This is a genomic window from Sporocytophaga myxococcoides (genome assembly GCF_000775915.1).
GTDB classification, from domain to species: Bacteria; Bacteroidota; Bacteroidia; order Cytophagales; family Cytophagaceae; genus Sporocytophaga; species Sporocytophaga myxococcoides_A.
The window spans coordinates 14,867-39,035 of the sequence record NZ_BBLT01000016.1 but is presented as its reverse complement, the minus strand read 5'-3'; the positions used below and the strand labels follow the sequence as shown (position 1 = coordinate 39,035).

22 protein-coding genes and 1 pseudogene are annotated in these 24,169 nt (G+C 36.1%); 6 read left to right on the top strand and 17 right to left on the bottom strand.

What is annotated here, in order from left to right:
- Positions 1-48 precede the first annotated feature (48 nt).
- A complete protein-coding gene (hxpB, locus tag MYP_RS24105) occupies positions 49-705 on the bottom strand; it encodes a hexitol phosphatase HxpB (protein ID WP_045469764.1) in 657 nt (218 codons plus the stop codon).
- 132 nt (positions 706-837) lie between these two features.
- Between hxpB and MYP_RS24100 the strand changes: the two genes are divergently transcribed.
- Entirely contained in the window at positions 838-1,989 is a 1,152-nt protein-coding gene (locus tag MYP_RS24100; protein WP_231570093.1) for a glycoside hydrolase family 3 protein, read from the top strand.
- Positions 1,990-2,766, top strand: a complete 777-nt coding sequence (locus tag MYP_RS24095; protein ID WP_045469758.1) for an SDR family NAD(P)-dependent oxidoreductase — start codon at positions 1,990-1,992, stop codon at positions 2,764-2,766. It begins immediately after the preceding gene.
- A 29-nt stretch (positions 2,767-2,795) separates the two neighbouring features.
- On the opposite strand, the gene MYP_RS24090 is transcribed toward MYP_RS24095, so the two are convergent.
- The 4 genes from MYP_RS24090 to MYP_RS24075 form a co-directional block, all read right to left on the bottom strand.
- Positions 2,796-3,407 (bottom strand): hypothetical protein, encoded by a 612-nt coding sequence (locus MYP_RS24090; protein WP_156140820.1) that lies wholly within the window; start codon positions 3,405-3,407, stop codon positions 2,796-2,798.
- A 225-nt stretch (positions 3,408-3,632) separates the two neighbouring features.
- The gene (locus tag MYP_RS24085) at positions 3,633-4,304 is read right to left on the bottom strand and encodes a DUF4136 domain-containing protein (RefSeq protein WP_045469753.1); all 672 of its coding nucleotides are present in this window, start codon (positions 4,302-4,304) and stop codon (positions 3,633-3,635) included.
- Between the two features lie 57 nt (positions 4,305-4,361).
- Positions 4,362-5,162, bottom strand: a complete 801-nt coding sequence (locus MYP_RS24080) for a bestrophin-like domain (RefSeq protein WP_045469750.1) — start codon at positions 5,160-5,162, stop codon at positions 4,362-4,364.
- Positions 5,163-5,217: 55 nt separating this feature from the next.
- Entirely contained in the window at positions 5,218-5,622 is a 405-nt protein-coding gene (locus MYP_RS24075; RefSeq protein ID WP_045469747.1) for a ubiquinol-cytochrome c reductase iron-sulfur subunit, read from the bottom strand.
- Positions 5,623-6,174: 552 nt separating this feature from the next.
- Between MYP_RS24075 and MYP_RS24070 the strand changes: the two genes are divergently transcribed.
- Positions 6,175-7,581, top strand: coding sequence for an aspartate kinase (locus MYP_RS24070; RefSeq protein WP_045469744.1), 1,407 nt, complete (start codon positions 6,175-6,177; stop codon positions 7,579-7,581).
- A gap of 394 nt (positions 7,582-7,975) precedes the next feature.
- Positions 7,976-8,272 carry a hypothetical protein gene (locus MYP_RS26290; protein ID WP_156140819.1) on the top strand — a complete coding sequence of 99 codons (297 nt, stop codon included), beginning with the start codon at positions 7,976-7,978 and terminating at the stop codon, positions 8,270-8,272.
- A 14-nt stretch (positions 8,273-8,286) separates the two neighbouring features.
- Here MYP_RS26290 and MYP_RS24060 read toward each other — a convergent pair whose 3' ends face one another.
- The 6 genes from MYP_RS24060 to MYP_RS24035 form a co-directional block, all read right to left on the bottom strand.
- Positions 8,287-8,958, bottom strand: a complete 672-nt coding sequence (locus MYP_RS24060) for a trimeric intracellular cation channel family protein (RefSeq protein WP_052430483.1) — start codon at positions 8,956-8,958, stop codon at positions 8,287-8,289.
- A gap of 205 nt (positions 8,959-9,163) precedes the next feature.
- Positions 9,164-9,529, bottom strand: a complete 366-nt coding sequence (locus MYP_RS24055; RefSeq protein WP_045469739.1) for a hypothetical protein — start codon at positions 9,527-9,529, stop codon at positions 9,164-9,166.
- A gap of 103 nt (positions 9,530-9,632) precedes the next feature.
- Positions 9,633-11,885: a TonB-dependent receptor gene (locus MYP_RS24050; protein WP_045469737.1), complete on the bottom strand. Its 2,253-nt coding sequence runs from the start codon at positions 11,883-11,885 to the stop codon at positions 9,633-9,635.
- A gap of 159 nt (positions 11,886-12,044) precedes the next feature.
- Positions 12,045-12,548, bottom strand: a complete 504-nt coding sequence (locus tag MYP_RS24045) for a hypothetical protein (protein ID WP_156140818.1) — start codon at positions 12,546-12,548, stop codon at positions 12,045-12,047.
- A 237-nt stretch (positions 12,549-12,785) separates the two neighbouring features.
- Positions 12,786-13,838 carry a glutaminase A gene (gene glsA, locus MYP_RS24040; RefSeq protein ID WP_231570092.1) on the bottom strand — a complete coding sequence of 351 codons (1,053 nt, stop codon included), beginning with the start codon at positions 13,836-13,838 and terminating at the stop codon, positions 12,786-12,788.
- 103 nt (positions 13,839-13,941) lie between these two features.
- Entirely contained in the window at positions 13,942-15,231 is a 1,290-nt protein-coding gene (locus MYP_RS24035; RefSeq protein ID WP_156140817.1) for a DcaP family trimeric outer membrane transporter, read from the bottom strand.
- 297 nt (positions 15,232-15,528) lie between these two features.
- Here MYP_RS24035 and MYP_RS24030 point away from each other — a divergent pair, with 297 nt between their 5' ends.
- Positions 15,529-16,020 carry a DUF2721 domain-containing protein gene (locus MYP_RS24030; RefSeq protein WP_045469727.1) on the top strand — a complete coding sequence of 164 codons (492 nt, stop codon included), beginning with the start codon at positions 15,529-15,531 and terminating at the stop codon, positions 16,018-16,020.
- 59 nt (positions 16,021-16,079) lie between these two features.
- On the opposite strand, the gene MYP_RS24025 is transcribed toward MYP_RS24030, so the two are convergent.
- The 4 genes from MYP_RS24025 to MYP_RS24010 all read right to left on the bottom strand — a co-directional run bounded on the left by MYP_RS24025 (position 16,080) and on the right by MYP_RS24010 (position 20,893).
- Positions 16,080-17,588 (bottom strand): APC family permease, encoded by a 1,509-nt coding sequence (locus MYP_RS24025; RefSeq protein ID WP_081990657.1) that lies wholly within the window; start codon positions 17,586-17,588, stop codon positions 16,080-16,082.
- A 173-nt stretch (positions 17,589-17,761) separates the two neighbouring features.
- Positions 17,762-19,156, bottom strand: coding sequence for a glutamate decarboxylase (locus MYP_RS24020; RefSeq protein WP_045469856.1), 1,395 nt, complete (start codon positions 19,154-19,156; stop codon positions 17,762-17,764).
- Positions 19,157-19,290: 134 nt separating this feature from the next.
- Positions 19,291-19,854, bottom strand: a complete 564-nt coding sequence (locus tag MYP_RS24015; protein ID WP_045469724.1) for a DUF4136 domain-containing protein — start codon at positions 19,852-19,854, stop codon at positions 19,291-19,293.
- Between the two features lie 142 nt (positions 19,855-19,996).
- Positions 19,997-20,893 (bottom strand): hypothetical protein, encoded by an 897-nt coding sequence (locus tag MYP_RS24010; protein WP_045469721.1) that lies wholly within the window; start codon positions 20,891-20,893, stop codon positions 19,997-19,999.
- A 330-nt stretch (positions 20,894-21,223) separates the two neighbouring features.
- Here MYP_RS24010 and MYP_RS24000 point away from each other — a divergent pair.
- A pseudogene (locus MYP_RS24000) lies at positions 21,224-21,454 on the top strand (OmpA family protein); the annotation flags it as partial.
- A 31-nt stretch (positions 21,455-21,485) separates the two neighbouring features.
- Here the strand turns inward: MYP_RS24000 and MYP_RS23995 are convergent.
- Together MYP_RS23995 and MYP_RS23990 are read right to left on the bottom strand one after the other, a co-directional pair.
- Complete coding sequence (locus MYP_RS23995; RefSeq protein ID WP_045469713.1) at positions 21,486-23,726, bottom strand: helix-turn-helix domain-containing protein; 2,241 nt, start codon at positions 23,724-23,726, stop codon at positions 21,486-21,488.
- 154 nt (positions 23,727-23,880) lie between these two features.
- A complete protein-coding gene (locus MYP_RS23990; protein WP_156140816.1) occupies positions 23,881-24,168 on the bottom strand; it encodes a hypothetical protein in 288 nt (95 codons plus the stop codon).
- Position 24,169: the final 1 nt, after the last annotated feature.

The following is a 24,169-nucleotide window of genomic DNA, read 5'->3' as shown; positions in this document are numbered from 1 at the left end:
ACTCTACGTCTACTGATGCCTTCGCATTAAGCGAAGGCATCAGCCTTATTAAGAAAAGCTCTCGATCAAATCCAAAGTTAAATGATCGAGATCCTTCAAGATTGAATCCGCTATGATAAATCTTTTGTCTCCCGAAAGGCTTTCATCAGGTATGGCCACGACTTTCATTCTGGCTGCTTTGCCTGCTATCACCCCATTTACGGAATCTTCTATGACAAGACACTGATGGGGGGCAATCCTAAGTTTTTCGGCAGCAGTGATAAATACAGCCGGATGAGGTTTACCAAAAGGTTCCGTTTCTGCCGAGCAAATTGCATCAAAATACTCCCTTATCTCGAGTTTATCTACCACTATATTAATGATCCTCATTGCAGAAGATGAGGCAAGTGCCATTTTATAGTTTTGTTCCTTTAACAGTTTCAAGGAACGCTTTACCCCTTTAAGCTCATTTCCCTTAGCCTTAATTTCATCAATTACAGTTTGAATGATGTCTTCAGTCACTTCATCTTTGGTTTTTCCCTCCCAGGGTCTTCTTTCATACCAATAGTCAGTGACCTCATTAATTCTGTATCCCATTGTAAGATTGCACATTTCTGTGGTCATAATAATGCCGACTTTGGCAAATGCTTTCTTTTCTGCAATTTTCCACAGAGGCTCTGAATCAATAAGGATTCCATCCATATCAAAGATCACAGCTTTAATCATATTCTTTTCCGCTTATTTTTTCCTGCCCAATTTACAACTTATTTAATAGCTAAAGATTCTTATCTTTGACAAACAGCAGGTAGTTCTATTGGTTTTAGAAGAATGATACTTGCTATAATCACTATTATCACAATGAAAATCAGAATTTTATTTTTACTATTTACAATTCTCATTTCCTGTAAAACAAAGGAAAAATCTTTACAAACGCAGAGCACACCTGTCGAAACAGTCAAAACGAGATCCAAACAATTAAGAGACGACAGTCTTAATATTATGATCGGACAAATGATCCTTGTCGGATTAAATGACAGGACGGTCTTACCTACAAATGACTCTATAAGAAAAGAATTAAACGCTGGTAAAATTGGTTCCGTTATTATTTTTGAAAAAAATATAAGTAAAACAAAGTCTGCAGAGACTCTAAAAAAATTGATTGCAGATCTTCAGACTGAAACTCCTATTCCTCTTTTCGTCACCATTGATGAAGAAGGTGGGAAAGTACACAGACTAAAAGAAAAGTATGGGTTTGTAAAAATGCCTTCCGCCCAATACCTTGGAAATCTTAACAATCCGGATTCAACATTATTTTATACCAGAAACCTCGCAAAAGAGCTTAAAGAACTGGGCATAAATCTCAATTTCGCACCTGATGTGGATCTCGGCCTTAATAAAGAAAATCCCGTAATCTATAAAGTCGGAAGAAGTTACTCTGCAAATCCTCAAATTGTGACTGAACAAGCCTTATTAAGCATTGAAGGGCACCATGAGTTTGGGGTAAAAACCATTTTAAAGCACTTTCCTGGCCATGGAAGTTCTTCTCTGGATTCTCACCTGGGAATAGTAGACATCACCAATCAGTGGAAAATTATGGAGCTCTGGCCATACAGAGATATTATCAGATCAGGGAATTGTGATGCCGTGATGACTGCACATATTATTAATTGCCACCTGGACACTTCATGCCTTCCTGCAACTCTATCCAAACCTATTATCAATGATATCCTGAGAGATTTACTTCAGTTTGACGGAGTTGTATTCTCAGATGACATGCAAATGAATGCCATTAGTAAAAACTATGGACTTGAAAACGCTATAAAACTTTCCATAAATGCAGGAGTCGATATCTTACTTTTTGGTAACAATGTTCACCTTGATGACAGGATTACTGCAACTCAAATCCATAACATCATCAAAAAGCTTGTCAAGTCAGGAGAAATCAAAGAGAGCAGAATTGAAGAGTCTTTCAGAAGAATTATGGCGCTTAAAAACAAAAAGGTAAACTAAATGACGAAGAAAATAATTTTTGTTACGGGTGCCACATCAGGATTTGGAAAAGCAATAGCTGAGAAATTTGCATCCGAAGGATGGAATTGTATCATTACCGGAAGACGCAAAGAAAGACTAAAAGCACTTAAATCAGAACTTGAAGACAGATACAATACCTCTGTTCTGGCTTATGATTTTGATGTAACAGATAAAGATCAGGTATCTTATGTTGTTACTGGCATACCAGAGGAATGGAAGTTTATTGATCTGCTTGTGAACAATGCAGGTGGCGCGATGGGCAGAGACAACTTTGCTGATGCAGATTTAGTTGATTTTGACTTCATGATTGACACTAACGTAAAGGGATTGCTGTATGTATCTAAAGCCATTGTTCCCTATATGATCAGAAAAAACAAAGGACATATTATAAATATAGGCTCTATTGCCGGGAAGGAAGTTTATGAAAACGGAAATGTGTACTGCGCAGCTAAACATGCCACGGATGCCCTTAGCAAAGGTATGCGAATAGATTTACTAAAGCACAATATAAAAGTTACAGCAATACACCCCGGGGCAGCCGAGACAGAATTTTCCCTTGTTCGTTTCAAAGGAGATGAAGATAAAGCTAAAAAAGTTTATGAAGGATATGTGCCTTTACACGCAGAAGACATTGCTGATATTGTTTACTATTGCGCTTCATTACCAGACCATGTATGCATTAATGATCTTGTCGTAACACCGACTGCGCAGGCGAATTCTTACCATCTTGTGAAAAGCGGAAAGCACAAAGCGTAAAGCCGAAGTTTCGCTTTGAGCTTAAATCTTCATTCACACTTAACTTCCTCCTTCCCAATCTTATCCCCAAAGAAGATACTTAACCCCAGCTCCAGATAGATCATATTTTTCACCTCTTCATGAGAATACACGACATAATTGAACCGGGCGAAGGCTCCTACGCCTATCTCTGATTTTTTTATAGGTGCTAAAAAGCCAATTTCCGGACTTATTCCAGGTCTGAATGATTTATTTTTGAAGGCAACAGAGCCAAACCATTTTTGATAGTCCATAACATATAGACCAAGACTTCCACCTGCATATGGTATAAGCAGTTTCCCCTTTACAGGATAATAAAAAGCATTCAGCACTACAGGCAAACTACTCATATACCTGGTCTGGATAGCAGAAACAGTTCCCTTTTCAGTCTGAAAACTCTGACGATCAAGAACAGCTTTTACATTATTCCATCCAATCCGAAATCCCAAGGAATATTCATCTTTAAAAAAATGTCTTAAATCAATATGAAACCCATCGTAATACTTTTTATCTATAAAATCATTGAGTGTCCCAACTGCTTTTCCTGCTGAATAATTGTATAAGAACAAATTTCTGTATTGAGCCATTGTCTCTACATTTACAAGAGTAATACAACAGACCATACAAATCGATTTTAATATACTAGTCCACATTTTATGAAAGTATAAAGTTGAAAGTGTAAAGTTTTAAAATATTGAAAGACAATTTGTAAATCATAAACAAAGTATCAATGATCCATCACTTAGTTAATTCACATTAAACATTGCTTTGAGTTATATCCATTGGCTTTAGGCTAGGCTTTAAGTTTTTAACTTTATACTATCAACTTTATACTTTTAACTTAAAACTTACTTTCCATCCTTTAAATATGGTGATTGCTCAAACAAAACATTAATACCTGTTAACACCCTTTGCGGATTAGCGACAAGAGAATCATTGGCAGAACCGGCAATAATACCATTCCAGATTACATTCAACTTTCCTGCTGATGGCGCATTTTTCAGATCTAGCATATCAATGGTCAGGCTTCCTATATCAAAAGAATAAAATCCAAAATTATCAGGTGCTGAAAATTGATACCCTGGAAAACCAAACTCGCTGGAAGAAGCATATCCAAATACTCCCGGACCAAACAAAGTTGGCGAATAAGAAAGAGGAACGGATTCCTTGAACCTTAAAACAGAAGCAACCACAGCCACATCAGGGTGCTGATCTTTGTTGACTTTTACAAATCCATAATTCAGAAGATTGGAATCAATAGCCTGAATAATCAAATGCTCTGTCAGATAATTTTTCTTAATGCTCATAGTATCTTTTCCAATCTTTTGAAGAGTATCAAGGAGAAAGTATGTTTTATAATCAGAAAAATTAACCGAAGCGTCTCTGTTTGATATATATAGATCCTTTTGAAAAGGCTCCAGATCATTTACAGGGTCAGGATCTTTGCAGGCATTAACCATTAAAAGGATGATGCTTGATAAAAAAAATATTTTCCAACCTGAAAATTTTAAAATCTGCATGAATTGACCTTGCTAAGAATAAATACAACAGGTATAGGGTAAAAGATGTTTATTCTGTTATCCTTTTGCTTTCAATGGGGAATACTTTTCTATAGATTGGTCCAGATCCAGCAGACTTTTATCCCCAACTCTGATTATTCCCCTTAGGGGTCGGTCAAGATCGATAATCACCATCAATACCAGAATCATCAGAACTACCAGGCTGTATGAAAATATAAACTTCCTGTTCTTTTCCAGTCCGCAGCCGAACCCCAGGGTAAATGTACTGATAGTGGCAAGTAAAATCATAAGATAAAGGATGATCTCCGGCACATGATTAAGCTGAACTGCATATCTTTCTGCAGACAAATCAATCATTTCATTTAATGTGCTCAGGAATAATGAGGAGTTCCAGTCATTATTTAATACTGCATTTTTTGAAGCCATTCTCCAGATTTTTAACTGAACAATTTCAGAACTGTCAATAATAGCATTCATCTTATTACGATCGGTAGTGCGATCGTACTTGAGTCTGTATTCCACATACTTTTCAAGGAGAGCGTAAATTTCCGGCTTTATGGAATCCGGCAATACTGAAACCCTGAGATAAGTGGTTCCTATGGCATTAGACTCTTTAAGGACAGCTATTTTTCTGGAATCAAACCTTGAAGCTGCCATTGAAAATGTAAAAGCAAACATAATTCCCAGCAAACCTAAAATACCTCCCTGTATGGCTCCGATATCCTCGTCTTTCCCCCCTTTCCTAACAAATCTTTTGAACCCCAGAAAATAACCTAACTCAAAAAAAATCGTCAGTATAATTACCAACACCAGAGCGATGATCCACTCATCCACATAGTACAAATACTCATGTTGCATATTAAGCCTATTAGCTAATATGCAACATGGTTAATAATCTTTTGTTTGAGCAGAACTACTGACTGATAATAGTCAGTAAACTGCCATTCTGAGTTACATTGAATTTAGGGATATTAGGGCTTGGTGAACCATATAAAAATCTTCCATTAATATCAAATTCACTACCGTCGCACGAACAGATAAAATGATTGGAAATGGATGAATAACTTAATCCGCACCCATCATAAGTACATGAATTTGAAAATGCAATGAAAGAGTTGGAGTAACTCACAATGATTGCACCATTGCTAACTACAGAGCCGCCGGGCATTCTTAATGCTGAATTTGAATTCTCATTCAGATCAAGGGTAAAATTGACATAAGGATTGGGATTGTCTTTCTTGCAGGAAGACAAAATATTTCCGATGAATAAAAATGAAAATGTCAGTATTGTAACTTTAAAAAAATTTAGTCTCTGCATTTTGAATCATATTTGGCTGTAAAGATAACATTAAAACTAAATTTTTATTTCATCCGAACTTCAACGAAATGCAACCAACACCTAACTATTTGATATTTAACAACAACCTTTTTAATCAATAACAGAACAGGACGTTTTTTAATCAGCCTATTATTTTATTCAACCTTATTGCATATTCCTTCTAAAAATCAGAGAATCCATAAGATCTAATCTATTTAACCTTAAAATAGACTTATAACACACCGACCAGAAACAACCAACTGATTAACAATAAGATAAATAAAACATCCTTATTAAAACCCTCCACATCCCATTTTTACTATTCCAATTAAGAAAAATTCTTTATTATCAATCTTAAAATCACCGTGCCTAAAACACTAAAAATTCTTTAATTTGCGATAAATTTGTATAAGTAAAGAGTGCCATAAAATGGGCTAGGAAATCTATTTAATATTCCTGCCTTAAACCTCAGAACAATTTCTTAAAGGAATTTTAGCTGAGTGCCTCTTTCTGTGAAGACACATAAAGTGAATATATAACATAAATCTCAAAATGCTTACGGTAGAAAAAATAGGTGGAACATGTATGACTGCCTTACATGATGTAATGAAAAACATCGTATTATATGGCAGAGAAAAGGAAAACCTTTATAACAGAATTTTTGTGGTTTCCGCTTTTTCAGGAGTAACCAACTGGCTGCTGGAAAATAAGAAAACAGGAGAACCAGGAGTTTACCATCATATTACCCAACAAAAGGACTTCCACAAACCATTGAAGGAAACTACTGAAAAGCTCCAGGAGATCAATAAAAAATACGTTGACCTAGGCCTTGACATTAAACTGGCAGATGAATACATCGCCAATAAAATATCTCAGGCAGAAAAATTCCTTGAGAACCTGGCAAACGTGCTCGCTTCTGGATATGTAAGCAGCGAAAACATTCTTCAGGCTTCAAGAGAGATTCTTGCATCTCTTGGTGAATCTCATTCAGCATTTGTATTTGCAAACATTCTTCAGAAAAACGGAATCAATGCAACTCTTATAGATCTAGGGGGATTTGATGATCACTATCCTTTTACAATAGATCAACGCATTGAGCACTCATTCAAAGATATAGATTTCTCTAAGACCATCTGCGTTGTTACCGGCTATACAAAAGGCACAGAAGGTATTATGAGAGAATTCGACAGGGGATATTCTGAAGTCACTTTCTGTAAAATTGCAGTTGCTGTAAAACCTCAGGAAGCTATTATTCATAAAGAATACCACTTATCTTCTGCTGATCCTAATATCGTCGGAGTAGAGAACTGTATCCCAGTTTGCAATACCAATTATGATGTAGCAGACCAGCTTGCAGATGTAGGAATGGAAGCTATTCACCCGAAAGCATCCAAGCCACTTGAGATGATGGGCATTGACCTTAGAATCAAAAATGCTTTTGAACCTGAACACCCAGGTACTTTAATTACCAGAGAATATATCTCTCCAAAGAAAAAAGTAGATGTAATCACTGGAACTCCTAAAGCTGTAATTATTGAGATCTTTGATCCTCTTATGGTAGGCGCAGTTGGTTCTGACCTTAAGATCATGCAGAAGTTCGAAGCTTATAAAGTCAGCTACATATTCAAAGCTACAAGTGCCAACAGCATTTCTATGGTAATCTGGGAGAAAGATTTCAAACAGAAATTAGTCGATGAATTAGAGAAAGAATATCAGAAAGTAGCTGTTGAAAAAGTAGCAATTGTTTGTATGATCGGTTCCAACATGGATCAGCCGGGAGTACTTGGCAAAGCAGCCCTTGCATTGGCTGAGGCAAATGTAAATATCAAGAGTGCAGGTTTCTCCCTAAGAAAGGTCAACCTTCAATTCATTGTGAACCGTGAAGACTTTAATAAGGCTATCATTGCATTGAATAAAACAATGTTCTTTGAGCCTGCCATTGCTGAGAGCATTAAATAATGCTAAAAGCTTAATGCTAAAAGTTAAAAGTTAAAAAGCACGACCAGTTCAGGTCGTGCTTTTTCATTAGAAAATTTAAAATTTTTTAGAAATTAAATCTTCCATGAAGCTATTCTTCATAAAATATAAGAGGCTTATTCCTGTACTTATTTTAACTGTATTTTCCGTATTATCAGTCGTTACTGCCCTCATCAATATGGTAGAATGGAATGATCATTTTCAACTCACAATAAAGCAATATGCTGCATTCGTCCTTTTGACAATTAATTATATTGCTTTTTTCAAGTACAGAACTTATTACAAATACATTTTGCTCCTTTCCCTATTCTTGGGGTTTTGTAATTTTGTAAATTTTACATCTTATGAAATTACAGGATTTATCAAATTGAATTCAATGAAATTACAATATCAACCCTTTATTTTTTTAGTTTGTCTTATAACTTATCTAATCAATTTTAAAAGAATTAACGAATCTTTAATACAAGCTTTCAAATCTCCTCCTGAAACTGCTGCAAAAAAAGAGATAGTAGAATATGCAGAACAAATTGAAAAATTCAAAAAGCTTTATTCCGGTTTTTCAGATGAACAACTACAATCGATTATTAGGGAAGGGAGACACATCAAAGAAGCAATAAATGCGGCAAGGCAAGTTCTAAATGAAAGGAAAAGTCTGCATGATAAGTTAAGCTGAATTCCTTTTTTAATTTACTCTTTCCCTTTACTCTTTCGCTTAATCAAAAATCTTTGAATATAATGCATAACATCCGGAGGAGTTGGAACAATCAGATCATATTTTAATGCAACAAGCTTTAAAATATATGTTGAAATGACTCCTATCGTTTCACTTATGATTATTTCAAAACCAAATAGTTTAATAAATATCATATAAATTATTCCCCCAAAAAGTGATGCAAGGGTATGCGGATGGCCTGGCAATAGAATTATCGGAGTTTCCCTTGACAATACATCTCTCAACAATCCGCCACCGGTAGCCGTAATTACTCCAAGAAATAGTGCAGGTAATACGGACAGATCATTAAGAAATGCACGCTGCATTCCTGCTATTGTAAAAAAACCAAGGGAAAAAGCATCTACATGCCAGATTACCTTTTGTAACCGGTCTATTAACGTTCCAAAAAACATCCCTATAAATGTCGCTGACAGAATAGTTATGAGATAACTTTCATACTTAATTACCAAAGGAGGGCCATCACTTATCAGAACATCTCTTAGGATACCTCCACCTACCCCGGATGCTATCCCGATAATCATCACTCCAACAATATCAAAATTTCTCCTGAGGGCATGCAACACACCGGAAAGGCAGCCCGATGCAATTGCGAGAAACTCTATTACAATAAAGCTTTCTTTCCACATCCTCTTATGAGGTTTTAAAATAATATCCCAAAAAATAAATCTTCAATCAGCGAAATGGAATCAGGACCCTCCTGATATTTTTCATTAACCTTATAATCGAATCTTGGTTAGATATTCATTCAAAATCTTCCATTAATACAAAATTTACCCTTATTAAATGAAACGAAGCAATCAGATTTATACATTTGCTTTAATCCAAAACATATTATAACCATTCAATTAATTGCCCTTCAAAAGGGAACTTATATTTCTCCTTAAAATATTTAATCCATAAATCTACACTACTGAACCCTACCTTTCTGGCTATCCCTTCTACTCTTTCATGGGATAACCTTCTGCCATCCAGTTTAAACAAAAAACTTCCTTCATGTTCTTCAATTCTAAGGTCCCAAACATTTTTACAAATGGCATCTCTTAATTTGATCGCATGTCTTGTCCTGAGACCGGTATACAGTTGTAATTTCTCTCCCTTGTTAAAAGGATGTTTCCTCATCTTTCTTATTGTAAAGTTTTTTGAACCGTCTTTCACAGACTTTACAAATTCGGATCTGGCGAAATTAATGAGTGTCATAAGCCTGGGCTTTTGAGGTTATATAAATTATAACTAAACACCATAATCTATCGTTCAGCAAAAACAGGAAAGGGAATTTTGCAATTTCCCTTTCCATCATTTTTTAGAATAAATAAGTTATTCCTGCCTTTACAAATAAGGGCGTTCCAGGAGTAAAGTGAATTTCTGTAACAGGCTCATTCTCGCCTCTCAATCTGGATTCAGTGGCAAACTGGGCCTCTTTCCATTTTTGATTAAACAGGTTCTCTGCAGATAAGTAAATTTGAAACCTGTCTGTAGTATAGTTCACAACCGCATCCATAATAAAATATCCCTTAGCTATAATAGAGTTATCCTCTGCTGCGGGCCTTTCTCCAAGATAGCGATATCGAAGGCTGGCACTAAAGCCTTTAAAGCTTCGAATACTAAGTCCTGCAATACTTGAGAATTTGGGAGCTAAAGGCAGATAACCTGTTTCATCCGAATTATCAGTAAGTCTTGACTTGCAATAATTAAAATCAAAATCAAAAAACAGCCATTTATTCAATTGTCCTCTTGCACTGAGATCAAGACCATACCTACGGCTTCTTCCTTCTGAACCTATTGTGCCATCGTCACCCGTATAGGTATACTCGGTATCCATGATGAGAAACCACCATGCAGCATTGATAAGGATCCTGTTTCCAACTTTCAGATTGGTACCAAAATCAAGTCCATAAGCAGCCGGAATTTTATTATGAACGGAATCCATTATAGCGACTCTTGTATCATTGGAGTGAAATCCTTTGCCTGCACTCAGATATAACTGAGCTCCTTGTGAAAGATTATAATACAGGTTTACCTTTGGACTGAAGACATTCAAATTCCTCGATTTTCCAAGAGTATCTGAGAGCCTGTCATTATATCGAAAAGTAAAAGCATCATATCTTAGACCAAAATTCAGCGTAATTCTGGAAGAAAGGTAAAATGACTGATCAATAAATACATTGGCATTTGTTTCATCAATGTCTCCTTTTTTAATATCACTAAGGACTCTTCTTTTTACGCTATGAGCTAAACCAATGTCCCTGATATTATCATCTCTAAGGCCAACACCTGCAATGGTGGAAGCTTTCAGTCCAAGTATCTCATAGCTCTTTGAATAGGCACCATTGTATCCGAATATATTTCTTTCTTCATACTGAAAGATTTCATCTCCATTTAGTGAATCATCTTTAAAGAACGTAAAATTCGAATACAGATTGAACTTATAATTTATTCCGTATAACTGATTTCTGATAACTGCGCCATCATTCAGCGTTTTTACCAAGGTAAGATTGGCATTGCTTCTTGATGTATTACCTCCTTCTGTGGGATCAATAGCACCATACCAGGATATGAGTCCGCTTCTGACAGCCCTCTCAGGAATTTGACCCGAAGCATCCCAGCGACTTGAAAATGTGGACAAAGAAAGACTAAGACTTGTAGAACTATTCAGATCCGTTGTGTACTTACCCATAATATTCAGACGATCAAAGTTCTGAGGAAAATCAAAATAACCCTTTGCAGTCACAAACTCAGATGCCAGATAGGCGTTCTGTCTGAGAGAGTTTGTCGAATCTGCCTTATCAAGCAACTTAAGCATCGCCAGCCCTCTGTATGTATTAAAGCTGCCTGCCTCAAACTTGACAACATTTTTTTTCAGATAATTTAAAGTCTGAAACCGGACAGCCCCTGCCGTATTGAAATTACCGATCTTTGTATCATAAGGGCCTTTGGAAAAATCCATTCCTTCTACAGTTTCTGGAATTACAAAATGAAGGTCTGCATACCCCTGACCGTGAGCCTGTGAGACCATATTAACAGGCATGCCATCAACAGAGATGGCTATATCTGTACCGTGGTCCACATCGAAGCCCCTTATGAATATCTGTTCTGCTTTTCCTCCTCCGGCATGCTGAGCAATGAACAAGCCCGGAACAAGTCTTAAAAGGTCCTGAGTGGTTTGGGTAGGTCTTAAACGAAAGTCTATTGCATTGAAATAATTTACTTCTTTTCTTGGAGATACAGTAATCTGATCTATCTGAAGAAACCCTTCTTCCATTTTAATAGTTACAAATCTTGTTTCATTCTCATTCATCACTATTTCCTGAGTTTTCGATCTGAAGCCAAGCATGGAACATTCAAGATTGTAAATGCCGGTTTCAAGTCTTCTGAATTCAAAAGCTCCCTTTTCATCGCTTAATAGCATAGTATTATTTTCTCTCAGTATAATTATTGCTTTACTAAGAGGCTCTCCGCTATTAGAATTAATTACCCGACCTCTGATGATACCATGAGCAAAAGCAGAAAACGTCAGCAAAATGAATATTGCTGTAAGACATATAAACTGTTTCATTGTAATTTAATTAATGATAAGAATATAATTCTCCCTATCTCCATTAGAAGAATGGATAGAGCTTGATGATCCACATGGACCATTATTAAGTTCCGGACAAATCAACACCAGAGTTTTAAAAACACCACAACAGTTTAGTATTTGTCCCGAATTGACAGGCTATAGAAGGATAAATTCAGGGGGAGGCGAAGGTGGAATCTGAAGATATGTTAAAAAGAAATTATTGTTTCCTGACAAATAGTTTCCATTAACATTTCCAATGATATCAAAATCATATTGATAGCAGACACCCGGATACCATTGAATCTTGAATATTTTTTTGTCTCCTCGTTTTCGATTTGGAGGAGATGTTTCATCTTTCTGATCTTCCAATCCAAAATGTTCCAGGACATCATGGTCTTTTGTATCATCACAAGCTTTCTTTAACTCATTATAATTATCTATAGAATCAGTATGATGGTGATGTCCCTCTATCGAGTATTGATAATCATAACCTTTTGAACTTTGATCAGATCCATGATGAAGATGAATGTGGGTGTGACTGTGAGAGTGAAACGGATTAGGAATTTGATGCAAAAGACTATGCATGCTCCTAAGCGTATCCTTGCACGATATTACAGCTATACAACTGATGATCAGAAATATGGAAATATAACTTTTCAAAAACCCATTATACTTAAGTAGTAAATATACACTACCTAAGTAATAGTAAAAAAAATAAATTCAATTAATTTTTCACTGAATGAGAAAAAAAATTTATTACATTAAAAATCAACCGAAAATAACTAAATCAAAAAGAAACCAACATTTAAATTCATAAAATAAATCACTTAAGTAAACAATAAAAAAGGTATGTTAAACTCCTCAACATACCTTATAAATTTATCAATATTAATAATATTATCTTTTCGCCTTAGCCGAGAATACATTTAATCCAAGGTTGTCAGAAATCATTTCAATAGCTTTTTGAGCTCTTACACTATTTCCGGCTTCATCCAATGGAGGCGAAAATACCGCGATACCCATTACCCCTGGCACCACAGCTATAATTCCTCCACCTACACCACTCTTACCCGGAAGCCCCACAGAGAAAAGCCATTCTCCAGTTGTTTCATATAGTCCTGCGGTACTCATTACAGAAAGTACTTTAGGGACATACTTAGGTTCTAATACTTTTTCCTTTGTAATAGGATTAACCCCATTATTAGCAAAAGTTGCCGCCATAATAGCCAGATCTTTAGCATTGACGCCGATAGAACATTGCTTAGTATACAACTCAACTGTTGTCATCGGATTATCATACATACGACCATAAGATTCCAAAAGAAGCGCTATAGCCTGATTATGTTGATTGGTCGCCATTTCAGATTTAAACAGCTCGTCTATCACTTTAAGATCTCGACCAGCAAATTTATTAAAGTTATCCATGATAAATTTCCATTTATCTTCTTTGCTTTTAGCATCGATAATACTGTTTGTCGCCATCGCTCCTGCATTCACAAATGGATTAGATGGCTTCTGCCCTTCAAGTTCAATTGCAGTAACCGAATTAAAAGGCATTCCTGTAGCATCCACCCCGATACTATCTTCAATTTTATCGCTTCCCTTCTGTTGCATAGCCATGGCAAGGACAAAAGCTTTTGAAATAGACTCAATTCCAAACTCAAACTTTGTATCTCCTACTTCATAGACTTTTCCGTCTGCTGTCACAATCGCAATACCATATAAATCAGAATTCACATTTTTCAGATAAGGAATGTAGTCAGCATTCTTTCCTCCTTTCTCTCCCTTAAATTCTTTATGAGCCTGATTGATCACCTTTTCAATCTCTTTAGGAGACTGAGCAAATACATTAGGCAGCATAAATGCTGAAACCAGCAGCAATCCAGTAAACTTCTTTACAAGGCCTGATTTGGCCTTATTTTTTCCCTTTTGGGTATTCATCTTTTCCATATACAGAGATTTAATGAAATAATCTTTTTACAAAAACATAACTTATAAAGATTGGCATTATCAAAGTTATTACCTAGTTAACCTTGATCTATTAAGATGGTTTTCAGAACTTATAGTTACCCGAAAACTGAATCCTTGAATTTTCCCCCTTTCTATTATCGATATCTTCTCTCATTCCATACTGGTACTCAATACCTATCTTAACATAGTCAACTGGATAATATGTAAAATTGGCTATACCATAAGCCCCGTTTTTATAGTTAGTTCCTGGCTGAGAAGAAAAGGTATTTGAATGCAGATAAGAATAACCAATAGCAGAACTAAATTTATCACTCCACCACCAGTCATAGAAAAGAAATCCTCCATAGGCAGGCAACAGTTTATAATTACCATTTGGTGCTACAACAGCATCCAGCGTCTGTACTCCAAGATCATCAAAATACTTCCCTATTCCTTTGCCATATGTAGCTTCAAATACTATAGCATTTCTTTTGAATATCTCCCAATAACAGGAAAAATTGAAACCATACCCCCATAATGTCTTTGATTTGTCATTATCCTTAAGACTTACTGGATGTAATAAACCTGTAAGTTGAATATGACTAACATGCCAGGTGTAACGAAAATTAATAACTCCATCAGGGAATAGACTGCGTGAGGAAAATCTTATTGAATCAGCTATTGAAATCTGACTACCGGGAGATTCAGCAGAAACTGCAAGTGTTGCATTTCTGCCAAGAGGAGCTGTATATTTAATTTGCGGCTGACGTAAAAAAGGCATGGAATTAGGTCCCCAATATTCAAAGACATTAGGGAACACATCTATGTCCATAAAGTTTGTCCAATATTGTCCTATAGAAACACGACCAAGTGTACCAAGAGCATGACGTATGTGAAAAGTCGTTGCTCCATTAGGTGCAAAAAGGTCAAATTCAAAATGGGTTTTAAGATCCCCCATTTCGGTTTTGGTCGTGGTTTTTGAAGTAAACCTTGTTTGTCTGATTCCAAAATATGTTTCCCCTACACTTGAATTCGGAACAGGAATTGTAGAAGGTACCATCGCATCTTTGTACGGACCAGACTGCCTGAAACTATGGATAAAATCGCCCTGGATATAACCACTGATTTCCATTACTGTTTTTTCAGTATTCAATTTTAAACGGCTTCCATATGTACCACCCTCCAGGTTTCTTCTGGATAGTCCATTTGGGATACCCAAAACAGAAGTTAGTCGTGCAGCCGCTGTATCAAACCTCACTTCAAGTCTTTTAACACGCCTTTCTAATGTATCAATTTTTACATCAGTATCCTGAGCAAATGCTCCATAGAAATGGGTATACATGAATACTAACACAAACAGAATTTTGGTCCTGCATATATATATTCTTCTCATAGAAACATTGGTCAGTTTCGAGGCTAACAGTCATCACAAAAAAATGTTACCGCAAACTACATAGCATTATTCCTCTTTTTCCTTAGACATCAAACGCAGTATAACATGTATTTAAATTTTCAGTTTGTACAGGAATAGTTAAGGTTTATAAAATCTGAAATTGGAAATCGAATTCCTATCACCAATCATATGCCCATATGTTATTCATCTCAGATTTTTCAAGTCTTGATTCCATCAAAAAAAGTTTGAAAGAACTAATGACAAAAAATAAAACCATTGTATTCAATCAAATAGTATATGGATAAAGCAAGATTCCAGGAAACTGTAGCTATCCTTTCTGCCATGATTATACCGGTTGTATTAATCATGGCAACACTAAGTCTGATATTATCTACAAGCACAAGATCAGGAAAAGTAATTGACAGAGTTAGGGAGTTATTAAAGATGATAAATCCTGACTATAATAATCAATCAGGAAAAAAGGATTTAGATGAAGAAATGCACCATACTTTAGACGTCTTACGCATGATGGCAATCCGTTCAAAATTTCTTCAGCAAAGCTTGTGGTTTCAGTACTTAGCACTTTGTGATTTCTTTGCTACAAGTATTTTTCTTGCAATAATCAAACTCACTCCTTTAAATTTTTACGCAGTTCCTCTGGTATTAGGATTGATAGGAATTGTTCTTTTGTTTGGAGCAAGCATTATGCTTGTATTTGAATCCAGATATGCGGTCAGAGCTCTAAACAAAGAATTAAAGATTGCATTCAAAAAATTTGATGCACTTTGATTTAACATCTGAAATGTAACTTATGCATATCTAATATTCTCAATTAGCGCACTATTACTTCATACATTAGGCTTGCCACTCAGATCAATGCCTCTTCTTCTTTTCACATAAAAAATCAAAAAGGGAAGACCGGTAAAAAATACAGTTCCTGAAATCACCATCCCAACATATGTTGAAGGACTTCCTATTGGAAGCTGAGACGGAGGCACAAATGCAAGCACAAAAGAAAATAATACTGCTAGAAAACCAACACCTGCAACTACAAACATCCCTGTATTCCCACCAGGAATTTTATATGAACGCGGAAGATTTGGTTGTGTATATTTTAATCTTATAGCGGCTGCATACATCAACATATACATGATCAGATAAAGGCCAACAGTAAGCACTGTCAAAAGGAAGAAAGCTACATTCACATCTTTCATAATAATATATAAAGAAGCTAGTATAGTGACAAATATTCCCTGAAGATATAGTATCCCCGTTTGAATCCCCTTATTATTAATCCTGCTCATCATATCTGGCAGTATTCTGTCTTTAGCGGTAACAAGAAGGCCCTTACTTGGACCGGAAAGCCAGGAAAGAACACTTGCTATTGCGCCAAAGGTTACTAACAATCCGGAAATATAAGTCAGCCATCCCAGTTGAAATTGATTAAAGATTTTATAAAAAGCCTGCATCAATCCAGACTGTACGTTAATTTCTTTTCCGGGAATTACTGCGCCAACGGATAATGCGCCTAAAGTAAAAATGGTGAATATGATCAATGCAGCAAGCAACATAGCCTGCGGAAATTGCTTTGCAGGATTTTTCAATTCGTTTGCATGCACTGCCTGCGACTCTACTCCTGAAAATAGCAATACTATTCCTGCAAGAAATGCGACGTCAGTAATACCTCTAAAATAAGGTAAGATACGAGGTTCTGCTTTTCCGTTAACCACCTTGGCAATATTTGCATCATTAGGATCTGGATGCATAAATGCAATGTCTTGGCCCATTAATATCCAGGTAACTCCAAATCCAATAATCAATAATCCAGGAATAACTGTACCTAAAATAAATCCATAACTTGTTACTTTTTGAATTACAGATGAACCTCTGAAAACAATGAAAGTTGCCACCCAGTATATAAAAATTGAAAACAGCCCTACGAACGTTCCATCAGTTGCTAAATCCGGTCTACCTATAGCATAGGCGAATGCTCCTGATGCAAAGCCAAGTACTGTAGGATACAACACTATTGTCTGTGCCCATTCCAGCCATATGGCAATAAAACCTGTTTTCTTATTAAATGCTTCTCCAATCCATGTATAAACACCACCTGGTCTGTTTCCAAAGGCCCCTCCCAATTCTGCAGAAACCAGAGATACAGGAATCAAAAACAAAAGTGTTGAAAAACCTATGTAAAAAAACATTGTTAATTCTTCCTTAGCCATCACTGGTAATCCCCTTAGACTTAATACGCATGCACAAGTCATCATTGAAATTCCAAAAGTAGTAATAGTACCCTGCTTAACAGGAATCTCATGTTTTTTTACATCTGAACCCTCATCCTTAAATTTAAACATATGATATTTTATTAGTGAAGGAAAATCCGACTGGCGATTCTTATAAAGTCGAAATTATCAGATATTCAACAAGGCAGGTAAAAAAATGTTTTAAGCTTAAATTTTACATCAAAAATAAAGTATTCGTTCTCCAAAACTGCAGAACGAATACAATAAATAATAAATATTCAACCTTAGGAATGGTTAAACCCACCGGCTTCTTCTCTTGTCATTTGTTTTAAAACAGGATGTGCTTTAAAGAAATCAACTGAACGATACATATCGTCCAGCAAAAGATTAGCAAGATCATGAGTAAATCCATGCCTCACCAATATTCTTTGAATCACTATATCCTGAGCATTTGCAGGCAAGGAATAGGAAGCAATCTGCCATCCTCTTGCTCTAAGCTTCTCAGATAGATCATATAGGTTATAACTTGTATTCAAACCATCCTTGAGCTTATAGCAACATCCTGGCAGCCCTCCTCTTCCATCATAAATCATTTCTACAAGATTAGATTTTGCTATCTCTTCAGCAAGGTAGATTCCAGTATCTAAGCATGATTGATGGATTCTTCTATACCCCTCTCTCCCTAACCTGAGAAAATTATAATATTGGGCAATGACCTGCCCTCCCGGTCTACTAAAGTTCAAAGCAAATGTAGGCATGTTACCACCAAGATAGTTAACGTTAAATATCAACTCTTCAGGCAAATCCTGTTTCTCTCTCCAAACTACCCATCCTACCCCCAATGGAGATAAGCCATGTTTATGACCGGAGGCATTGATCGATTTAACCCTCGGTAATCTGAAATCCCAAAGCAATTCCTTATAAAGAAATGGAGCCACGAAGCCTCCACTTGCCGCATCGACATGTATTGGTATATCCAATCCCGTATCTTTTTGCAACTTATCAAGAGCTTCACATACTGCTTTAACATCTTCAAACTGAAGCGTAAAGGTTACACCCAATGTTGGCACCACACCTATCGTATTTTCATCGCACCTTTTTAATACTTCTTCAGGAGTCATTAGTAATCTTCCATGCTCCATAGGTATTTCCCTTAATTCAACCTCGAAATACCTGGCAAATTTATGCCAGCAAATCTGGACTGGTCCACAAATAAGATTAGGCTTATCAGTGGGTTTACCCTGAGCCTGTCTTTTGGCTTTCCACTTCCATTTCATAGCCAATCCCCCTAACATGGCAGCCTCACTAGATCCAGTAGTTGAACACCCAATTGTATTGGCCGCATCAGGAGAGTTCCATAAATCAGCTATCATAGCCACACAACGTGACTCTATTTCTGCAGTCTGAGGATATTCATCTTTATCAATCATATTCTTATCCGCTGCTTCATCCATCAACTTATGAATTTCAGGGTCCAGATAAGTCTGACAGAAAGTTGCCAGATTTTGCCTTGAATTACCATCAAGCATTAATTCATCATGTACCGCAGCATATGCAACCCTTGGATCATGTTCTTCCTCGGGTATCCTGTATTTCGGCATTGATACACCAAGATCAGGAGACGCATAAATATCATCTAACAAGCTACTGCGATGATCATCTTTTTGATATAAAGCCATATTTTTTTTAAAATTCTTCCCTTTAAAAATAAGGCGGTTAAATATTAAATTGTTCTTCACAAGGGAGTTCCTCCATAAACAAAAACAGGCTGCATCTCTGCAACCTGTTTTCATTTAATCAACATCAATAAAGATCATTGCTGAGGGAAGTCTTTGAACCCTTTCTTAACAACCTTATTTATTTCTTTATCCTGCTTTTTGGATTTATTCTTAACTTCTCCGGCGCCATATACTCTATAAACAAGTTCATTTGTCTGAGCATCTTTTACGTCAATCATCAGGGTTCCTTCGTTATAAGTGTTCTGCCAGAATTCATCATAAGAATCTGCCCACCAGCCATCGGCTACATATATACCAGGACCGGCAAAACCAGGGCCCGCATCTTCCAGCTCAGTTTTCTCCTGAGCTCCGGCTGTATAAGAAATTACCAAATCAGGATTATTATCATCTCTTTTTAAACCTTTTGCTGTTAACTCTGATGTTACTGCATCATCAACCTTGTTATCCATGATGGTATTATTGGTTTCTGTCTTTCCCTGATCTATAACAGTTCCGGGTTTAAAACCAAAGGTTTTAAACTGACTAAAATCAGCGTTAGGATCTTTATCGGACGATATTTGAGCGAATACACTTGCTACGCAAACAACCAGCATTCCAAACGTTAAATAAACTTTATTGAATATACTTCCCTTCTTCATAATTATCATTTTTAGAGCTACTGCTCGCTTTGAAAACTGGTAATAATTTAAATTCGTTTAGTAAACAATTTTAACAAAACAAATCTTAATATAACCACTTCAATTTATCAATTCAAAATCAGACAATATCATTAAAATCAGACTAGAATCTCAAAGCAAGCTGTCCGGAAACAGCACTTATTTTGTATTTAAAAAAACCATTTACATTTTCTTCAGGAACCTTATTTACATCTGCCACCAGGTAATGATAGTAGAATGAAAGACCTAAATTTTCTATCGGATAAATCTCTATTCCTGGTCTTACTTCCCAAACTTTAAAATCCCAATCATCTAAACTAAGTTGAAAATAGTCTCCAACTCCTCTCAGAACAACATGTTTTCCAAGGTTAACCAAAGCATGTACACCTGGCAGAGGAACAGGAGCCCAATACTGTTTCGTAACGCCGTAACTAAAACCATTTAAATGTGCTTCAGCCTTACCATATACTCTGAATGCTTTAGCACCAAGTAAAACACCTGCTTCCCATAGAGGAGTTTTAACAATAGAAAATCTATATTCCAATCCATAAGAGGTAAGCCTGAATTTCGCATCAAGGCCTGAGTTTACATAAAATGTAGTATCTCCATAAGATATGTTCCTGTCAAGCACTAAGGATTTTTTTCTTGAAAGATCAAAAAACGAAGCAGCGATCTGATGTCGCTTTCCTATTCTGAAGATCACGTCAGCTCTTGGGAAAAACTTATTTTTACTTAAATCAAAATCCCTTTCAAGGTCAATTTCAGTCCCTTCAAGTTCAGGTGAATTCAGTTTTACAGTAGCATTATTGTAAGCCCAGAATCCACCTAATTGTACATTAAGAAAGTAATCATGAAATCCATCGTCCTTCCCTTTAGATGCAGACTTATATGTTAAACCAACAGGGGCATTATCCTTCTTCTTTTTTTTATTTCCAGGTAATTCATCTCCTGCAAAAGAAACAGACACACTTGGCAAAAATATAATTAATATAAGCAATAATGTATTGTTATTAGTTTTCATAGTATTTTGATAAAAGACAGGATTTACAGGCTTTTCAAAAGGATAACATTACCCAATTTATGTTTGTTTAAAGCCGATAATTTCTCCATCTTATAGTTTTTCATAATGCGGTTAGCTTCCTTGTATTAGTAAAAACTTTCTTGGTAGCCTCAGTGTAGTTTTTTAACTAGCCCTTTATACTTTTTAAGCCTAAGAATAAAATATTTGATTATCAGAGCATCATCAACAATATTAGCCCTCTGAATTATGAGAAACTGGTAAGGCAGAATTAAAACCTGAATCATTTCCTGAATTAAACGGTGTTGTTGACTTTTATCCAAAAACAATGCAGTTGAAATATTGATTTCAGGACATACTGATAGCATAGGTAAAGATGAAGCGAACCTCGTTCTTTCTGAAAACAGGGCTAAAGCAGTAGTAGATTATCTTATATCAAAAGGAATCCCTAAGCAACGTCTTGCAAATAACGGCTTTGGTGAGCCTGTATCGTTTACTTCCAATGATACTGATGAAGGAAGGGCACAAAACAGGAGAGTTGAGTTTACTATAGTTAAGCAATAATCTTTTACTAACAGTGAATAAATTCTACCTGCTAAATTGGTTTCTGTTCTCTGTTTTTATCCCTCCAGTTCAAGACGGCCTTTATTTCGCTATAACTATAATTTTCTCCCAGCCTGTCTTTATATAAAGCAGTCCTCATATCTCCCATTTCCTCAATTACAGCAACTATATCTTTTATCTTATCTTCCTTTACAATTTCACCGACAGCTACCTCGCCAGTAAGAATAAATGAAGCAAGGTGACCTTCAATAGTGCTAATATTAAGACCTCTTTCTTCTGCTATTAGCTCTATTGACTTGCCCTGTCTGAACAATTCAAGACTTAATCTGTGTGTATCTCCTTTTTTTGCCTTCACCCCGGGCAATTGTATCATTGACTTTTCCTTCTCGACCTCATGTCTATTTTTCCCAGATAGCTGCACTTCCTTTAACAGAACACCAGGATCAGATCCGGTGGCTAAACCTGTCGTCAGCTGCATGGCTTGCTCAAGCTGGTAATTCTTTCTTTTTATCAAATCAGATACTTCATTAAGATCCTGTAGGTATTGCTTTACCTTCTTCAGGTTTTTCACATTTTCATAATGTTGTTCAAGAGGTATAACAAGCTCATTTTTTATAGTATCTAAAAAATATTTTCCTGCAGCATCTACTCTTTCCTTCAAACATGTATATTTATCATCAGATGCTGTCTTCAAGAGTTGCTCCATTTGTCTTACAAATTTTTCGGAGACAACTTCCATAGCTTTTGCCTTCTCTAAAAGACGTTTTGCTAATTCAGTAGCTTCATCCAGAAAAGTCAATCTTCTGTCAAACATACTTGTATGAAACTGCTCCATGACATCGGAAAGTGAAGCAAAATTGAATACCTCAAAAAGTTTGGCATGTACATATTGCTTCTCCCCATCTTTTAGATCCTGGTGCAGACTCTGTTCATCCCGCTCCAACAAAGAAAAGTTGAGCGCATGCTGGTCTGTATTGATAGAATCTATCCTTATTTTTGAATAAAGGACTAATCCTTCCAATGAGGTCAGACGGCTCAATGCTACATAAACCTGTCCGGGAGCAAATGATTCTCCCGCATCTACTATTGCTTTTGAAAAGGTTAATCCCTGACTCTTATGAATTGTAATGGCCCAGGCAAGCCTTAACGGATATTGAGTAAAAGAACCTAAAACCTCCTCTTCTATCGCATCTGTCTCTTTATTGTAGTTATAGCGAACATTATTCCATGTCTCTTTCTCTATTTTGATTTCATCACCAGTAGCAGAAAAGCTGACATAAATGGTATCTTGTTCCAGCTTGCTTATTATACCTAATTTGCCATTGTAAAATTTTTTATTTTCTCCTTTATCATTCCTGATGAACATTATCTGAGCTCCTTCTTTAAGTAAAAGCTCCACTTCTGCAGTCACCGTTTTTTCATTAAAGTCTCCTTTGATTTCAGCTTTATAGATATGCTTTTCAACATCAAGTTTATTCAATTCTCTCTGGTTGATCTCTTCTGCTTTCCTGTTATGAGTTGTAAGCGTAATATACTCGTCCTGTTTTTGTGGCTTGAATTCGGGGCGGTAATAACTGTTTAGCAAATCAAGATCTTGCTGAAGCACCTGATCATTTCGAAGTCTGTTCAACAGGTCAATAAAAACTTCATTTGTCTGGCGATATATTTTCTTTAACTCAAGATATTGAGGAGGTGCTGTTCTCAAAACATGTGAATCGAAAAAGAAAGGACTAGTGTAAAACTTTTTAAGTATTGCCCAATCTTCTTCTTTGATAACCGGAGGCAACTGTAAGAGATCACCGATAAAAACTAATTGTACACCTCCGAATGGCGCATTGGTCTTTCGCACTTGCTTTAATATTAAATCTATAGCATCCAGCAAATCACTTCTAAGCATGGAAACTTCATCAATGATAAGCAATTCTAGCTCAAGCAATAACCGTCTTTTCATTCCACCGAACCTAAGTTGTTTTAACAGCATTTGGTGATTAAAAAAATTACCTTCAGGCATTTCTCTGTTACTTCCAAGCGGTAAAAAGCTACCAAAAGGAAGCTGGAAAAATGAATGAACCGTAACCCCTCCTGCATTGATGGCCGCAATGCCTGTTGGTGCTACTACTGCCAGTTTCTTATGAGAATGCTGCTTTATATGTTTGAGAAAAGTAGTTTTCCCTGTTCCGGCTTTTCCGGTAAGGAAAATATTCTGAGAGGTATTATTGACAAATTGTACAGCCAATTCAAACTGAGGATTAGTTGAATTTGCATCTTTCATAGCTGATGTTTATTTAAAATGAATATGCTAAGGTCTTAAATGTAATGTAAAAAGCAAAAAAATGATGAGAAGAAATGAAGGAGATCAAATACTTGGAAATAAAAAATTGGGATAAACTATTAAAGTCCTTTTAATAATAATTAAAAATTACCCATCAATAATAATCAAATTCTAAGGACCTTCTCTTTCTATACTTCGTTCCACTTTTAGAATTCATTTTTGCAAGAGCAATTCTTCTTTTTTCAGCAAGCTTCTGTCTCTTTTCTTTTTCGCTTTCATTTTTATTCAACACTCTGGTTGTTTCTTTTACATGGTAATTATTCTGCAGATCCGACAACTCCCTTTGCCTCCTATAACTCAGAGAATTACCTTTATACTGCTCTTTAATACAAGAACAAAAACACATTGCTATCAGGCATAAATAGAATGAAAAGCTTTTCATA

Coding starts and splice junctions, on each gene's coding strand:
- MYP_RS24050 (WP_045469737.1), bottom strand. CDS start 11,885: ATGAAACAGTTTATATGTCTTACAGCAATATTCATTTTGCTGACGTTT.
- MYP_RS24035 (WP_156140817.1), bottom strand. CDS start 15,231: ATGAGAAGAATATATATATGCAGGACCAAAATTCTGTTTGTGTTAGTA.
- MYP_RS24100 (WP_231570093.1), top strand. CDS start 838: ATGAAAATCAGAATTTTATTTTTACTATTTACAATTCTCATTTCCTGT.
- MYP_RS24025 (WP_081990657.1), bottom strand. CDS start 17,588: ATGTTTAAATTTAAGGATGAGGGTTCAGATGTAAAAAAACATGAGATT.
- MYP_RS24070 (WP_045469744.1), top strand. CDS start 6,175: ATGCTTACGGTAGAAAAAATAGGTGGAACATGTATGACTGCCTTACAT.
- MYP_RS24020 (WP_045469856.1), bottom strand. CDS start 19,156: ATGGCTTTATATCAAAAAGATGATCATCGCAGTAGCTTGTTAGATGAT.
- MYP_RS24015 (WP_045469724.1), bottom strand. CDS start 19,854: ATGAAGAAGGGAAGTATATTCAATAAAGTTTATTTAACGTTTGGAATG.
- MYP_RS23995 (WP_045469713.1), bottom strand. CDS start 23,726: ATGAAAGATGCAAATTCAACTAATCCTCAGTTTGAATTGGCTGTACAA.
- MYP_RS24095 (WP_045469758.1), top strand. CDS start 1,990: ATGACGAAGAAAATAATTTTTGTTACGGGTGCCACATCAGGATTTGGA.
- MYP_RS24060 (WP_052430483.1), bottom strand. CDS start 8,958: ATGTGGAAAGAAAGCTTTATTGTAATAGAGTTTCTCGCAATTGCATCG.
- MYP_RS24030 (WP_045469727.1), top strand. CDS start 15,529: ATGGATAAAGCAAGATTCCAGGAAACTGTAGCTATCCTTTCTGCCATG.
- MYP_RS24090 (WP_156140820.1), bottom strand. CDS start 3,407: ATGGTCTGTTGTATTACTCTTGTAAATGTAGAGACAATGGCTCAATAC.
- MYP_RS23990 (WP_156140816.1), bottom strand. CDS start 24,168: ATGAAAAGCTTTTCATTCTATTTATGCCTGATAGCAATGTGTTTTTGT.
- MYP_RS24080 (WP_045469750.1), bottom strand. CDS start 5,162: ATGCAACATGAGTATTTGTACTATGTGGATGAGTGGATCATCGCTCTG.
- MYP_RS24010 (WP_045469721.1), bottom strand. CDS start 20,893: ATGAAAACTAATAACAATACATTATTGCTTATATTAATTATATTTTTG.
- glsA (WP_231570092.1), bottom strand. CDS start 13,838: ATGGAAAAGATGAATACCCAAAAGGGAAAAAATAAGGCCAAATCAGGC.
- MYP_RS24085 (WP_045469753.1), bottom strand. CDS start 4,304: ATGCAGATTTTAAAATTTTCAGGTTGGAAAATATTTTTTTTATCAAGC.
- hxpB (WP_045469764.1), bottom strand. CDS start 705: ATGATTAAAGCTGTGATCTTTGATATGGATGGAATCCTTATTGATTCA.
- MYP_RS24075 (WP_045469747.1), bottom strand. CDS start 5,622: ATGCAGAGACTAAATTTTTTTAAAGTTACAATACTGACATTTTCATTT.
- MYP_RS26290 (WP_156140819.1), top strand. CDS start 7,976: ATGAAATTACAATATCAACCCTTTATTTTTTTAGTTTGTCTTATAACT.
- MYP_RS24055 (WP_045469739.1), bottom strand. CDS start 9,529: ATGACACTCATTAATTTCGCCAGATCCGAATTTGTAAAGTCTGTGAAA.